Consider the following 14,004-nt stretch of genomic DNA (forward strand, 5'->3'; position numbering starts at 1 on the left):
TCTAGCGGAAGGCGGGACGCGCGGCCCGGGCAGGATCGCGGCCCGGGCGGCGGGACGCGGCGACCTAGGGGGCGTGTGCGGCGACGACCACGGCGTCGGGCGGGGTGTCCGGGACCCTTCGAGCGGCAAGCCGGCGGATCGCGGTGTTCAGCACCGCGATGAGCGGCACGGAGACCAGCGCGCCGGTGATGCCGGCGAGTACGACACCGGCGGCGATGCCGATGATCACCGCGAGCGGGTGGAGGGCGACCGCCCGTCCCATGATCAGCGGTTGGAGCACGTGCCCCTCGATCTGCTGCACACCGATCACCGCGCCCAGGATGATCAACGCGGTGACCGGGCCGCTGTCGACCAGTGCCACCAGCACCGCCACACCGCCGGAGAGCGCCGCACCGACGATCGGGATGAACGCGCCGAGGAAGACGAGCGCGGCCAGCGGGAAGGCGAACGGGACGTCGAAGATGACCAGGAAGATGCCGATGCCGACCGCGTCGATGAAGGCCACCAGCACGGTCGCTCGGACGTAGGCGCCGAGCGTGTGCCAGGAGGCGCGGCCGGCGTCGTCGACCTTCCACCGGGCGGCGACCGGCAGCAGCCGGACCAGGAAGCGCCAGATCCGGTTGCCGTCGCGCAGGAAGAAGAACGTGGCGAAGAGCACTAGGAGCGTGCCGGTCAGCACCTCGGCCAGCGTCGCGGCGGTGCTCAGCGCCCCGCTGGTGAACTTCGAGGTGTTGTCGTTGATCCAGGCCTGCGCCTCGTCGATGTAGCGGTCGAGCTGGGTGTCGGAGAGGTGCAGCGGGCCGGTCTTCAGCCAGTTCTGGATCTGCCGGACGCCCTCCGAGGACTTCGCGCTCAGCTCGGGCACACCGCGGATGAACTCGTTGACGACCAGCGTCAGCGTGCCGATCACCGCGGCCAGACCACCGACCAGCACCACCCCGGTCGCCAACGACCGGGGCAGTCGAGCCCGGAGCAGCCAGCCCACCGCTGGCGCGAGCAGCGCGGAGAGCAGCAGCGCGATGGCCAGCGGAATGATCACGATCTTGATCGTGCTGACGATCATGAGCAGGGCCCAGGCCACCACGCCGATCACGATCAGCCGCCAGCACCATGCGGCGGCGATCCGCAGCCCGTGCGGGACGTCGGCGTCGTCCCGGCTCGTGGTCGAGCTGTGCAGGTCCACCGGAGGTTGCGCGCCGTAGACCGTGGCGCTCGACGGTGCGGTCGGCCCCGGAACGGCCGGCGACGCCACCCGCGCCGCCTCCGACACGTCGTTCAACTCTTCACTCGACGAGCCCTCGTCGGCGCGCCTCGACTCCTGTCGTGACTGGTAGGCGCGACGGAGCCGCCCGCGTACTCGTTCGAAGCGGCTCAAGCGCACCTCCTGGCAGAAAAACCGGTCCGCCCACGACGACAGGTCGGACAGCATACGTCCGTTCCCGACACCGTAGGACAGTTCCGCCACACAATGCCCCGACCACCACCGGCGTAACCACCGGCGGGCCCGCCGTCGGCCACACGGTAGCGTCTGCGGCGTGAGCGCCGACAACGATCTCGACAGCGGCCTGCCGATCCGCATGCTGCACGACCGCGTGCTGGTGCGGATGGAGGGCAGCGAGGGCGAGCGGCGCTCCACCGCCGGCATCGTCATCCCGGCGACCGCCGCGGTCGGCAAGCGCCTCGCCTGGGCCACCGCGGTCGGGGTGGGGCCGAACGTCCGCGCCATCGTCTCCGGCGACCGGGTGCTCTTCGACCCGGACGACCGTTCCGAGGTCGAGCTGCACGGCCGCGGGTACGTGCTGCTGCGGGAGCGGGACGTGCACGCCGTGGCCGCCGAGCGGATCGAGAACGACCCCACCGGCCTCTACCTCTGACGCACCTCCCCCGGCCACCAGGCCCGGCCGCGCACCGTTTGCCCGGGCGCACGACGGGAAGCCATCCGGCGACCGTGGCCCTGGGGAGGGACGATGCCAATATTCGTGAAGAAGCTGCTGACCTGGGGCAGTGTCGCGTTCCTGATCTACTTCATGGCCTTCCGGCCGGACGGCGCCGCGCAGATGTTCAAGGCGATCGGAGCTGCGCTGATCGCGATGTTCCAGGGCTTCGGTGACTTCCTCACCTCCCTGATGACCTGAACCGGCCCGCCAGGGCCCCCGCGGTCAGGGGCAGCCCGTCGGTCAGGGGTGACCCGGCGGCCACGGCGCCGCCGAGCGCAGGCCGGGCCAGCCGGGCGGGGCGTAGCCCACCGGAGGCGGAGCAGGGGCCAGCACCACCGGAATCGGCACCACCGGCTCGTCCGGCGCGGCCACCGGACGCTGTGTACCGTCCGGAAAGCGCAGGTGGTAGCGGCTGCCGTCCCAGACCCCCGTCGGGGCCTGCGGGTCCCGACCGACGAAGAACGACCGGTACGCGCTGATCGTGTCCAGCAGCTCCCGCTCCTCCCGTGCGGTCCGCTCCTGGTCGGCGGGCTTACGGTCCAACCCGCGCAGCGTCCCGTCGCGCAGCAGGGCCAACCGGGTGGCGGCGGACTGGTAGCCGCGCATCGCCCGCACCCCGGCGTCGCCGGCCACCCGCCGCGCCCAACTGCGGGCCGCGTGCCGCCTGCCGAGGCTGCTCAGCGCGGCCACCTCGGGTGGGCTCAACCAGCCGGCGCGGACGTAGTCGGGCAATGTCCGCTCGGTTAGCCGCCCCTCCCAGGCGCGCAGCCACACCGCCAACCCCACCGTGCCGAAGAAGACCGGCACCATCAGGCCCAGGAAGCCGTACAGCATGATCAACGCTTCGCCGGTGGCCTGGGTCAGCGTGGGCAGCAGGTTCCAGGTGCCGTGCAGCATCATCGCCAGCAGCAGGCCGCCGATCGGGGCGAGCACCCGGACCCTCCGGTCGGCCGTCCGCGCCGCGATGCCCAGGCCGATACCGGTCATCGAGGTGAAGAGCGGATGAGCGAAACCGAACAACAGGATCCGCAGGATGAAGATCGAAATCACCTGCTGGATGCCCGTCGCCGGGCCATAACGGTCGGCACCGGACGCGAAGCCCAACCCGCCCAGGTAGAGGATGTTCTCCACCATCGCGAAGCCGACCGCGGACAGCCCGCAGTAGACCAGGCCGTCGGTGATCCCGGACCACTCACGACGACGGAACACCAGCAGCAGGATCGGGCCCAGCGCCTTGGTCAGCTCCTCGATGAACGGCGCCACCAGCACACCGGTGAGCGCGGACGGCAGGCCCCAGTCGGCGAAGCGGCCGGCGGCGAAGTCGTTCACCGTGAGCGAGGCGGCGGTGGAGACGAACGCCCCCCAGGCGAAGCAGAAGACCAGGTACTTCAGCGGCTCCGGTTCGTACCGGTCCAGCCAGAGGAAGCAGGCGACCAGCACCGGCACCGGCAGGATGGCGGCGGCCACCCCGATCAGCAGAGCCTGCACGCCGAGCGACTGACCGAGCGTGATGGCCATGAACACCGCGCAGGCGGCGATGAACAGCACCACCCCGGCCAGCACCAGGAATCGCCGCCAGCCCAGTCGGCGCAGCGGCATCCGGGGCGCCTCGCGGACGGACGGGGCCGTGGGTGCGGGCGACGACGGCAGAGGTGAACCGGGCGGGGTGTCGGCCATGCGGTCAGCGTAGCCATCCGCTGCCGGCTGGTCCGGTCGCATCGGTAGCCGCTATGCTGCCGACAGGTCACGAGTGCCAGCGTTCAGCCCCGGCTTGCTGGCCGGCAACCCTCGTCGAGTTCGCGGTGGGGTGCCCCGGGTGATGACCGGGCCCAGCCCGATCGGTGTGCTGGGCAAGCGCGGACCCCGTCCCGACGTGCACCCGGGGTCCCTGACCCCGGAGGTTCGGGCGTGCCCGTCACCCTTGTCCCCTCGCTGCCCACCCGCTTCGACGCCGCGCCCACGCCGGCCCCGTCGCGGCCGCTCGACGTCCTCGGCGTACCCGGCGAGATCAACCTGGACTACGCGGCCAGCGCACCGTGCGCGCAGGCCGCCGCCGACGCGGTGGCCGAGCTGCTGCCCTGGTACGCCAGCGTGCATCGCGGCGCGGGAGCGCTGTCCCGGCGCTGCACCCTCGCGTACGAGCAGGCCCGGCAGACGATCGGCGACTTCTTCGGCGCCCGCGCCGACGATCACGTGATCTTCACCCGCAACACCACCGACGCGCTCAACCTGCTGGCGCGGGCGCTGCCGGCCGGCACGACCGTGGTCACGTTCGCCGGCGAGCACCACGCCAACCTGCTGCCCTGGCCGCGCGGCTCGGTGCGGCTGCCGGTGCCCACCGACCCCGCCGGGGCGGTACGCGACCTCGCCGCCGCCCTCAGCGAGCTGCGTCGGGGCAGCAGCCCGGCGCTGCCGGTGCTGGTGGCGGTGACCGGTGCGAGCAACGTGACAGGTGAGCGGTGGCCGGTCGCCGAGTTGGCCCGGGTGGCCCACCGGCACGGTGCCCGGATCGTGCTCGACGCCGCGCAACTCGCCCCGCACGCCCCGGTCGACCTGCTCGCGCTCGACGTCGACTACCTGGCCGTGTCGGGCCACAAGCTCTACGCGCCGTTCGGTGCGGGCGTGCTGATCGGGCGGGCGGACTGGCTGGACGCCGCCCCGCCGTACCTGGCGGGTGGTGGAGCGACCAGCCGCGTCGGTCCGGCCACCCATGACGTGACCTGGGCGACCGGTCCGGCACGGCATGAGGGTGGCACGCCGAACCTGCTCGGCGCGGTGGCGCTGGCGGCCGTGTGCGCGGCGCTCGGCGACGCCGACCGGGCCGCGCTGGCCGCCCGCGAGCAGGCGCTGCTGTCCCGACTGCGGACCGGCATCGCCGATCTGCCGCACGTGGTGGAGCTGCGTACCTTCGGCCCGGACGCGCCCCGGGTCGGCATCGTCTCGTTCGTGGTCGCCGGCTGGGACTCCGCCGACGTGACCGCGCGGCTGGCCGCCGAGCACCGGATCGGCGTACGCGACGGGCTGTTCTGCGCCCACCCGCTGGCCCAGCGGCTACTCACCGAGGCGGCGGGGCGTACCGGCCGGCGGGACCTGCCACCGACCGCGCTGCGCGCCAGCATCGGGCTGGGCAGCACGGCAGCACAGGTGGACCGGCTGCTGACCGCGCTCGCCGAGCTGGGCTGAGGGCGCAGCGCGCCGAGGTGGCCTGAGGGCGCAGCGCGCCGAGGTGGGCTGGGCCTCGCTCAGCCGACCGGCGGGGCGGTGGGTGGTTTCGGCGCCTCGTCGGGCTCGGCCGGTTCACCGACTGGCCGCTCCTGCTCGCCGAAGGCGGTGCGGATCCACCGGTTCGCCTCCTCCTGCTCGATCCCGGAGGCCACCAGCAGGTCGCTCGCGGTGGTCCGGATCTGGGCGACGACCACACTGCCGGAGAAGCCGACCCCGGCGCCGTACGCCCGGCCGGCCTCGCTGACGGCACGCAGCGACCGCTCCCGGGCCTTCTCCGGCTCCTCACCGGCGGCGAACTCGTGCTTGAGCAGCCGGACCGACTCGGCGAGGTGACCGATCGCGTCCGGCATCGGATCGGGCACCGGCTCCTCGTCCTCGATCAGCGTGACGGCCCGGCGGATCAGCGTGCCGGTGTTGCGCATCGCCCGGTCTATCGGGTCGGCCGCCTCGGCGTAGTGGATCAGCTCGCTGCGGCGGTGCCAGCGGGCCGGGGAGAGGGTGGCCGTCTCCTTCGCGCCCTCGATCGCCTCGGCCAGCGTGTTCAGCTCGTCCTTGTTGTTGCGCAGCCGATCCAGCGCCCGCTGGACGCTGGCCCGGTCGCGGCTGCGCAACCCGTCGGCGGTGACGTCGAGCTGGGTGGCGAGCAGGTCCAGCGCCGGCCGGGCGGCCCGGTTGATCACCCGAAGCGGGTTCAGCGGCAGCAGCACCGCCGTGACCAGCAGGGCGACCCCACCGCCGAGGAAGGCGTCGATGAAGCGTGGGATCTCCAGGTTCTGGGTGGAGGGGCTCAGCGTGACGATCAGCACCGCCGTGGCTGCCGCCTGGATGACGATCGCCACGCTGGCCCCGGCGAAGATCGTGAGCAGGATCGCCACCGTGACCACCAGGCCGAGCTGCCATGCCCCGGTGCCGAGCAGGTAGATCAGGAAATCACCGATGGCCACGCCGATCCCCACCCCGGCGATCAACTCCACGGTCCGACGGAACCGCTGGCCGACCGACGCGGCCAGGGTGCCGACCGCGGAGATCGGCGCGAAGACCGGTTGCGGGTTGCCGAGCACCTTGTGCGAGATCAGGTACGCCAGCCCGGCGGCCAGCCCGGCCTGCACAGCCAGTCCGCCGGCCATCCGCACCCGGTGCAGCCGGTCGTGCAGGGTGGCACGGCCGCGATGGCGTAGCTGTTCGGTGGCCTCGGCGATCCGCGCGCCGTCGATGTCCACCAGGCCCTCGCGCAGCGCGGTACGTCGCACCATCGGAGGTTGGTTGTCCCGGGCCACGGCCATGGGCGCGACTACCCGTGGGCGGGCCGCTGAATCCTCCCGTGCCGCGCCGCGAGGCGATACGGCAGACTCGGCCGGGTGGTTGATCTGCTGGATCGATGGCGGGTGGCGGCCCTCGGCGTCGGCGCGCGGCCGGACGCGGGGTTGACCAAAGCTGGTGAGCAGCTGCTCACCCGGTGGCGGGAGCCGCACCGGCAGTACCACACGGTGGCCCACCTGACGGTGGTGCTGGATGTGGTGGACCAGCACGCCGACCTGGCCGACCGGGTCGACGTGGTCCGGCTGGCAGCCTGGTGGCACGACGCGGTCTACGACCCGCGAGCCGCTGGCGACGCCAACGAACGGGACAGCGCCGCGCTGGCCGAAGGCGTGCTCACCGGGCTCGGGGTGCCGGCGCCCACGGTGGCCGAGGTGCGCCGGCTGGTGCTGCTCACCGCGGGACACGAGGTGGCGCCGGGTGACCGGGACGGCGCGCTGCTCTGCGACGCGGACCTCGCCGTGCTGGCCACGTCGCCGGCCGCGTACGACCGCTATGCGGCGGCGATCCGACGGGAGTACGCCCATGTGCCGGAGCCGGCCTTCCGGGCCGGGCGGGCCGCGGTGCTGACGGGCCTGCTGGCGCTGCCCGCGCTGTTTCGGCTACCGCCGCTGGCCAGCCGCTGGGAGGGGCCCGCCCGAGACAACGTGCGTCGCGAGCTGGCCGCGCTCACCGAGTCGACGGCGAACGCGGATCGACCCCGTGCCGACCTGGGCTGACCAGGTGCTTCGGACGGCGTAGGCCGGAGGCGCGGAGCAACCGGACCAGCTCCCGACTCGGCACCTCCCGGGCGCCGAGCCACACCGCCGCCGCGAACCGGTCGGCCGGGATGTCGTAGTGGTCCCGGTCGAAGCCGCGCCGGGGCGCGCCGAGCGCCTCGGCGAAGGCGTGCAGCTCGGCGTACGAGACGTCGCTGATCAGGTGCGACCAGAGCCGACCGCGCCACGGCCAGGCAGGCCGGTCCAGGTAGAGCATGATGCCCAAGTTATCCCGCGCAGTCGATCATGTTGATGATCGGCAGCCACCGACCTAGCCTCGGCTGCATGGCCCCCACCAGTCTCCTCGACGACCTGCGCGCCGCGCTCGGCGCCGACGCCGTGCTCACCGACCCGGATCTGCTGCGGATGCACCAGCGGGACGAGGCCGACCTGTGCGACGCCGGCATGCCGCTCGTGGTGACCCGCCCGCGCAGCACCGAACAGGTGGTCGCGGTGGTCCGGGCGGCAGCGCGGCACGGCGTACCGGTGGTGCCGCAGGGCGCGCGGACCGGGCTGGCCGGCGCGGCGAACGCGGTGGACGGCGCGGTGGTGCTCAGCACCGTCGCGATGGACGAGATTCGGGAGATCGACCCGGTGAGCCGGATCGCGGTGGTGCAGCCGGGGGTGGTCAACGCGGCGCTGGCTGGGGCGGTGGCCGCGCAGGGGCTCTGGTACCCGCCGGACCCCGGTTCCTGGGAGTCGTCCACGATCGGCGGCAACGTGGCCACCAACGCGGGCGGGATGTGCTGCGTGAAGTACGGCGTGACCACCGAGTACGTGCTCGGCCTGGAGGTGGTGCTCGCCTCCGGTGAGGTGCTGCGCACCGGTCGGCGTACGGCCAAGGGGGTGGCTGGTTACGACCTGACCCGGCTCTTCGTCGGCTCGGAGGGCACCCTCGGGGTGATCACCGAGGTGACCGTGGCTCTACGGCCGGCACCGGCCGACTCACTGACCCTGGTGGCGGTCTTTCCGTCCACCGCGGCGGCGGGCGCGGCGGTGGCCGAGATCGCGGCCCGTGGGCTCACCCCCAGTCTGCTGGAGTTGCTCGACCAGACCCACCTGCGCGCGATCGAGGCGTACCAGCCGATGGGGCTGCGGACCGACGCGCAGGCCCTGCTGCTGGCCGCCGCGGATACTGGCACCCGGGCCGCCGAGGACCTGGCCAGCCTGGCCGAGGTGTGCGAGGCCGCCGGGGCGGACGAGGTCTACGCGGCCACCGACGCGGTGGAGGCCGCCGCGCTCCTGCAGGCCCGCCGGCTGGCCCACCCGGCGATGGAGAAGTTCGCCGCCGACGTCTACCCGGGCGGCAACGGCGGTCTGGTGATCGACGATGTGGCGGTGCCGCGTGGCTCGCTCGCCGCGCTGCTGGACGGGGTGGCCCGGATCGCTGCGGAGTGCGAGGTGCCGATCGGCGTGGTGGGGCACGCCGGGGACGGCAACATGCACCCGAACATCGTGGTCGACCGGGCCGACCCGGCGAGCGTGGAGCGGGGCCGACGGGCGTTCGACGAGATCATGCGGCTCGGCCTGGACCTGGGCGGCACGTGCACCGGAGAGCACGGGGTGGGGCTGCTCAAGCGGGACTGGCTGGCCCGGGAGATCGGGCCGGTCGGCGTCCGGGTGCACCAGGCGATCAAGTCGGCTCTGGACCCGACCGGCCTGCTCAACCCCGGCAAGGTGCTCTGACCAGCGCGCCAGCGCGGCGTGCTCAGCCGACGATCTCGGCCGGGGTCGCCTGGGTGAGCAGCAGCAGGATCTCCCCCGCGACCCGCGTGCGCTCCTCACCTGGGCAGTCCTGCGAGGTGATCAGCCCGGTCGAGGTGAGCAGGCTGGACGTCAGCGCGTCGATGCAGGTGGTTCGGTACGTCCGCGCCTGATCGGTCTCGGTGGCAAGCGCCGGGTCGGCGAGCAGCACCTGGAGCCGTTCGGTCAACTCCGGGGCGAGGGTGCCCCGGGAGGTGACCCCGTCGCCGGCGCAGTCGAGACACTGCCACGCGCCGTCCCGCTCGACGCTCAGGGTGCGCAGTGGGCCGTCTGCGCCGAGCCGCTGCAGCAGGCTGACCTGGCCGGCGGCGACCGTGGTGGGGATCTCCAACTGCGATCCGCCACCAGCGGTGGCGGAAGGTTGCGGCACCGACGTGCCCCGCACGTCCCGGTCGAGCAGCGAGCACCCGGTCAGGGCACCGACGAGCGCTGCGGCGAGGACGGGTAGGAGCAGACGAGGGCGCGCGCGGGGTAGCACGCGCGGAAACCTACCCCACCGTAGGTAGCGACCGAAACCGCCATCCGGGCTACTATCGATGGTTACCCCTCGGTAACGTTCCAATTCGTCACCGAGTGGACGGACGCAGCTCAGCCTGATCGTCGTCGCCACCCCGGTCGGCCGCGTATCCCCGCACGTCGGGGGCGCCGAGCCGGGCCGCGTCCGCCGCGGCGTCGTCCGGCATCAACTGGGACTGCCGCTCCGCCTCCACCCGGGCGCGATAGTGCTCGACCTCGCGTGCCCGGGTGGCGGCGTCCCAGCCGAGCACCGCGCCCATCAGCTCGGCGGTGTGCTCCGCCGACTCCAGCCCTCGGTGGCTGGTCTCGAACGAGATCCGGGTCCGCCGGGTCAGCACGTCCTCCAGATGCAGCGCACCCTCGGCCCGCGCCGCGTAGGCGACCTCCGCCGCCAGATACTCCGGAGCACCGGCCAGCGGGGACGCGAGCAGTGGATCCGCGTCGATAAGCGCCAGCAGGTCCAGGGTGAGGGTGCCGTACCGCTCCAACAGGTGCTCCACCACGCCCACCGGCACGCCGTGCCGGCGGGCCAGGTCGGCCCGGTCCCGCCACATCGCCGGATACCCGTCGGCGCCGAGCAACGGCAGGTCGGCGGTACGCGACGAGCGGGCGCCGCCGAGCCGCCGAGCCGCACGGTCGACGACGTCGGAAGCCATCACCCGGTACGTCGTGTACTTACCGCCGGCCACCAGCAGCAGCCCGAGCATCGGCTCGAAGACCGCGTGCTCGCGGGAGAGTTTCGAGGTCGAGTCGGCCTCGCCGGCCAGCAGTGGCCGCAGCCCGGCGTACACCCCCTCGATGTCCGCGGTGGTCAACGGTCGGTCCAGCACCGTGTTGACCTCCCGCAGGAGGTAGTCGATGTCGCTGGCCGAGGCGGCCGGGTGGGACCGGTCCAGCCGCCAGTCGGTGTCCGTCGTGCCGATGATCCAGTGCCCGCCCCAGGGGATGACGAAGAGGACCGACTTCGCCGTCCGCAGGATGAGCCCCGTCTCGCCGGTGATCGCCGAGCGAGGCACCACCAGGTGCACCCCCTTGGAGGCGCGCACCCGAACGCCGGGCCGCAGGCCCACGTCGTTGAGCATCCGGGACATGTCGTCGCTCCACACGCCGGTGGCGGCGATGACGGTACGGGCCTGCACCTCGAACTCCGCGTCCGGCGAGCCGGCCGGCGCCTCCAGGTCCCGGACGCGCACACCGGTCACCTCGCGTGCCTGCCGGATCAGCCCGACGGCGCGAGCGCTGCTCACCACCGTGGCGCCGAGGCTGGCCGCGGTGCGGGCCAGAGTGACGACCAGCCGGGCGTCGTCGACCTGCCCGTCGTAGTAGCGGATCGCCCCGGCCACCGCGTCGGCCCGCAGGCTCGGGAAGATCCTCCGGGCCCCTTCCCGGGTCAGGTGCCGGTGCAGCGGCATGCCCCGGCCACCGCCGAAGACTCCGGCGAAGGCGTCGTAGGTGGCCACGCCCGCGCCGTAGTACGAGCGGCGGAAGATCCGGGCCGGCAGGTCCCGTAGGCCCCGCCCGGCCGGCAGCGGCACCAGGAACGGCACCGGGCGCACCAGGTGCGGCGCAAGCCGGGTGGCCAGCAGGCCGCGCTCGGTGAGCGCCTCGTGGACCAGGTGGAACTCCAACTGCTCCAGGTAGCGCAGGCCACCGTGGATGAGCTTGCTGGACCGGCTGGAGGTGCCCGCGGCGAGGTCGCGCGCCTCGACCAGGGCCACCTTCAGGCCTCGGGACGCCGCGTCCAGCGCGGCACCGGCACCGGTCACCCCGCCGCCGATGACCAGCACGTCGAAGCGCTCGGCGCGCAGTCGACGCAGGTCGGAGGCACGGCGGATCGGCGAGAGCTGACCGGCGACGGATCGGGACACATTGGGGTCACGCACCCGTCCACCGTAACCGTCGCGCCAGCGTGTCGACATTCGCCGCCCGCCCCGTACTGTGCGAGTCATGCAGGTCGGGCCTCCGTCTCCCGCTGGTCGAACGCCGCCCCACCCGCTGCCACCGGGCCGGGCCAGCCCGTGGCCGGTGGTCGCGGCCGTGCTGGTCGGCGGCTGGACGGTTGCGGTCACCCTGGCCACCCAGGCCGGTGGCTGGGTCACCGATCAGGTGCTGCTGGGCTTCGGACGGGACCGGGTCGGCTGGCTCTGGCCGGTGCTCGGCCTCGCCACCGTCGTGCTGGTCGGCACGCCCGCCCTGCTGCTGGCCGTCCTGCCCCGGTCGACCACGGTCCGGGCCACCGGGCGGCTCTGGCTGCTCGGGGCGCTCGCCCTCGGGGTGCTGACGCTGCTGCGGGTCGTGCCGCCGGTGCACCACGAGGCGTACCTCGCCGCACTGGCCGGCGTGGCGTTGCTCACCACGCTCGCCGTGCGCCGGTCGGTGCGGCGATCGGCCGGTGCGACGCCGGCCGCGCTGGGTCCTGGTGGTGCGGCATCGAGTGCCGACGCCGCGCCGGAGCCTGACGGAAGCCCGGAGCCGGTCGGCCGCCAGCGGGGGTTGCGTCGGCTTGGCCCGGTGCCGCTGCTCGCGGTCGCCGCCGGGTTGGCGCTGCTGCTGCCGTGGGCCTGGCTGGGCGCGCTCGGCGGGCTCCTGGAGACGGCGCTCGCACTACTGGCCGCCGCCGCGCTCGGTGTGCTGGCCGCCACGCTGCTGGATGCCACCTTCTGGTCGGGGTTCGCGGTCGGTCGGCCGCCCCGGCCGGCCCGGCTGGTGCTGGTCGGAGGCCTGGTCGCCGGGGTGGCGCTGCTGCTGCTCGCGGCCGGCACCGGCCAGTCCGGCGCGCAGTTGCCCGCGCTGCTGACCCTGCCGCCGACGGGCTTCGCGCTGGCCGCGCTCTGGGCCGCGGCCTGGCGTCCCGCCGCCGACCCGGCCGACACCACGCGCGCTGGCCGCACGGCGACCGGCTGGCTCGTGGGCCTGGCCGCACTCGGCCCGCTGGCCTTCACCGACCCGGAAGAGATCACCCTGCTGCTGGTCGGCACCCGGGACGTCCCGTTCTGGGTGGCGGCCGCCGCCGGCACCGGGCTCGCCGTCGCGGTCCTGGTCGCCATCGGGTACGCGGTGCTGCTCGCCCGGCCGACGGCACGCACCCCGAGCCGTCGGGTCGCGGCGGTGGCAGCCGTGGTGCTGCTGGTGGCGTTCGGCGTGGTCGACCTCGGCCCCGGCCAGCCGGGCCTCTACGGCGAGCGGCTGCTCGTGGTGCTGCGCGCGCAGGCCGACCTGACCGGTCTACCGACCGGCGCGCCGGGTCGGGCCGGGCGGGACGCCCGCGCGGCGGAGGTCTACCGGCGGCTGGTGACGACCGCCGAGCAGAGCCAGGCAGACCTGCTCAAGGGGCTCACCCGGCTACGGCTCGACCCGGTGTCGTACTACCTGGTGAACGCGGTCGAGGTGGACGGCGGCCCGGCGGTACGGGCCTGGCTCGCCCGCCGACCGGAGGTGGCCCGGGTGCTGGTCAGCCAGCGTCTGCGGCCACTGCCAGCCCCGGCCGGGCAGAGCCGGGGCACCGCACCACCGCCCAGCGGGCCGGAGTGGAACATCCGCCAGATCGGCGCCGACCGGGTGTGGTCCCAGTTGGGTGTGACCGGCACGGGCATCGTGGTCGGCAGCTCGGATTCGGGAGTGGACGGCACCCATCCGGCGCTGCGAGCCGGGTTCCGCGGCGGGGACGACTCCTGGTACGACCCGTGGGACGGCAGCCGGAACCCGACCGACAAGGGCGGGCACGGCACCCACACGGTGGGCAGCGCGGTCGGACGGGACGGCATCGGGGTGGCACCGGACGCGCAGTGGGTGGGCTGCGTCAACCTGGACCGCAACCTCGGCAACCCGGCGCACTACCTGGACTGTCTGCAGTTCATGCTGGCGCCGTTCCCAGCCGGCGGCGACCCGTTCACCGACGGCCGACCGGAGCGCGCCCCGCAGGTGCTGACCAATTCGTGGGGCTGCCCGCCGATCGAGGGCTGTGACCGGGGCGTACTGCGGCCGGCCACCGCGGCGCTGGACGCCGCCGGGATCTTCGTGGTCGCCGCAGCCGGCAACACCGGCCCGTGGTGCGCGTCGATCGACGACCCGCCCGCGCCGTACGCGGAGGTGTTGACCGTGGGCGCGGTGGACGCGCAACGCCGGGTGGCCGAGTTCTCCTCGCGGGGGCCGGTGCCGGGCGGCGCGGGCAAGCCGGACGTACTGGCACCGGGTGTGGGTGTGGTGTCGGCGATGCCGGGCGGCACCTACGCCGCGCTCGACGGCACCTCGATGGCGACCCCGCAGGTGGCCGGGGTGGTCGCGCTGATGTGGTCGGCGAACCCGGCGCTGGTCGGCGACGTGGACCGCACCCGGCGGATCCTGCGGGACACCGCCACGGCGGCGACACCGACCTACCGTTCCAGCAACCCGACCGACGCCTGCGGCGGCCCGTCGAACGTCACCGGCGCCGGCCAGGTCGACGCCTTCGCCGCCGTCCGAGCCGCCCAGGGGTGAGGACGGGCGGG

Annotated in this window: 12 protein-coding genes and 1 riboswitch; of the genes, 6 read left to right on the top strand and 6 right to left on the bottom strand. The window is 73.9% G+C overall.

Annotation, left to right across the window (positions count from 1 at the left end):
- Nucleotides 1-64: 64 nt before the first annotated feature.
- Nucleotides 65-1,375, bottom strand: a complete 1,311-nt coding sequence (locus HNR20_RS12020; protein WP_373291014.1) for an AI-2E family transporter — start codon at nt 1,373-1,375, stop codon at nt 65-67.
- Between the two features lie 202 nt (nt 1,376-1,577).
- On the opposite strand from HNR20_RS12020, the gene HNR20_RS12025 reads away from it, so the two are divergent.
- Complete coding sequence (locus HNR20_RS12025; protein ID WP_221310461.1) at nt 1,578-1,874, top strand: GroES family chaperonin; 297 nt, start codon at nt 1,578-1,580, stop codon at nt 1,872-1,874.
- A gap of 93 nt (nt 1,875-1,967) precedes the next feature.
- The gene (locus tag HNR20_RS12030; RefSeq protein WP_184179093.1) at nt 1,968-2,135 is read left to right on the top strand and encodes a hypothetical protein; all 168 of its coding nucleotides are present in this window, start codon (nt 1,968-1,970) and stop codon (nt 2,133-2,135) included.
- A gap of 42 nt (nt 2,136-2,177) precedes the next feature.
- On the opposite strand, the gene HNR20_RS12035 is transcribed toward HNR20_RS12030, so the two are convergent.
- Nucleotides 2,178-3,656, bottom strand: coding sequence for a PrsW family intramembrane metalloprotease (locus HNR20_RS12035; RefSeq protein WP_184179095.1), 1,479 nt, complete (start codon nt 3,654-3,656; stop codon nt 2,178-2,180).
- Between the two features lie 23 nt (nt 3,657-3,679).
- Nucleotides 3,680-3,800: riboswitch (SAM riboswitch) on the top strand.
- Between the two features lie 69 nt (nt 3,801-3,869).
- Here HNR20_RS12035 and HNR20_RS12040 point away from each other — a divergent pair.
- Nucleotides 3,870-5,120: an aminotransferase class V-fold PLP-dependent enzyme gene (locus HNR20_RS12040; protein WP_184188352.1), complete on the top strand. Its 1,251-nt coding sequence runs from the start codon at nt 3,870-3,872 to the stop codon at nt 5,118-5,120.
- A 59-nt stretch (nt 5,121-5,179) separates the two neighbouring features.
- Here the strand turns inward: HNR20_RS12040 and HNR20_RS12045 are convergent, their stop codons facing one another.
- The gene (locus HNR20_RS12045) at nt 5,180-6,415 is read right to left on the bottom strand and encodes an FUSC family protein (protein ID WP_184179097.1); all 1,236 of its coding nucleotides are present in this window, start codon (nt 6,413-6,415) and stop codon (nt 5,180-5,182) included.
- Nucleotides 6,416-6,520: 105 nt separating this feature from the next.
- Here HNR20_RS12045 and HNR20_RS12050 point away from each other — a divergent pair, with 105 nt between their 5' ends.
- On the top strand, nt 6,521-7,198 hold the full coding sequence (locus tag HNR20_RS12050; RefSeq protein ID WP_184179099.1) for an HD domain-containing protein: 678 nt from the start codon (nt 6,521-6,523) through the stop codon (nt 7,196-7,198).
- On the opposite strand, the gene HNR20_RS12055 is transcribed toward HNR20_RS12050, so the two are convergent.
- A complete protein-coding gene (locus HNR20_RS12055) occupies nt 7,149-7,454 on the bottom strand; it encodes a DUF4031 domain-containing protein (protein WP_184179101.1) in 306 nt (101 codons plus the stop codon). The two genes, HNR20_RS12050 and HNR20_RS12055, sit on opposite strands and share 50 nt — an antisense overlap.
- Nucleotides 7,455-7,522: 68 nt before the next feature.
- On the opposite strand from HNR20_RS12055, the gene HNR20_RS12060 reads away from it, so the two are divergent.
- The gene (locus tag HNR20_RS12060) at nt 7,523-8,923 is read left to right on the top strand and encodes an FAD-binding oxidoreductase (RefSeq protein WP_184179103.1); all 1,401 of its coding nucleotides are present in this window, start codon (nt 7,523-7,525) and stop codon (nt 8,921-8,923) included.
- 22 nt (nt 8,924-8,945) lie between these two features.
- Here HNR20_RS12060 and HNR20_RS12065 read toward each other — a convergent pair whose 3' ends face one another.
- Entirely contained in the window at nt 8,946-9,479 is a 534-nt protein-coding gene (locus HNR20_RS12065) for a hypothetical protein (protein WP_184179105.1), read from the bottom strand.
- 88 nt (nt 9,480-9,567) lie between these two features.
- Nucleotides 9,568-11,385: a glycerol-3-phosphate dehydrogenase/oxidase gene (locus tag HNR20_RS12070; protein ID WP_184188355.1), complete on the bottom strand. Its 1,818-nt coding sequence runs from the start codon at nt 11,383-11,385 to the stop codon at nt 9,568-9,570.
- Between the two features lie 79 nt (nt 11,386-11,464).
- On the opposite strand from HNR20_RS12070, the gene HNR20_RS12075 reads away from it, so the two are divergent.
- Nucleotides 11,465-13,993 carry a S8 family serine peptidase gene (locus HNR20_RS12075; protein WP_184179107.1) on the top strand — a complete coding sequence of 843 codons (2,529 nt, stop codon included), beginning with the start codon at nt 11,465-11,467 and terminating at the stop codon, nt 13,991-13,993.
- The last annotated feature ends 11 nt before the right edge of the window (nt 13,994-14,004 follow it).

This window comes from Micromonospora parathelypteridis, from assembly GCF_014201145.1.
In the GTDB taxonomy this organism is placed as follows: domain Bacteria; phylum Actinomycetota; class Actinomycetes; order Mycobacteriales; family Micromonosporaceae; genus Micromonospora; species Micromonospora parathelypteridis.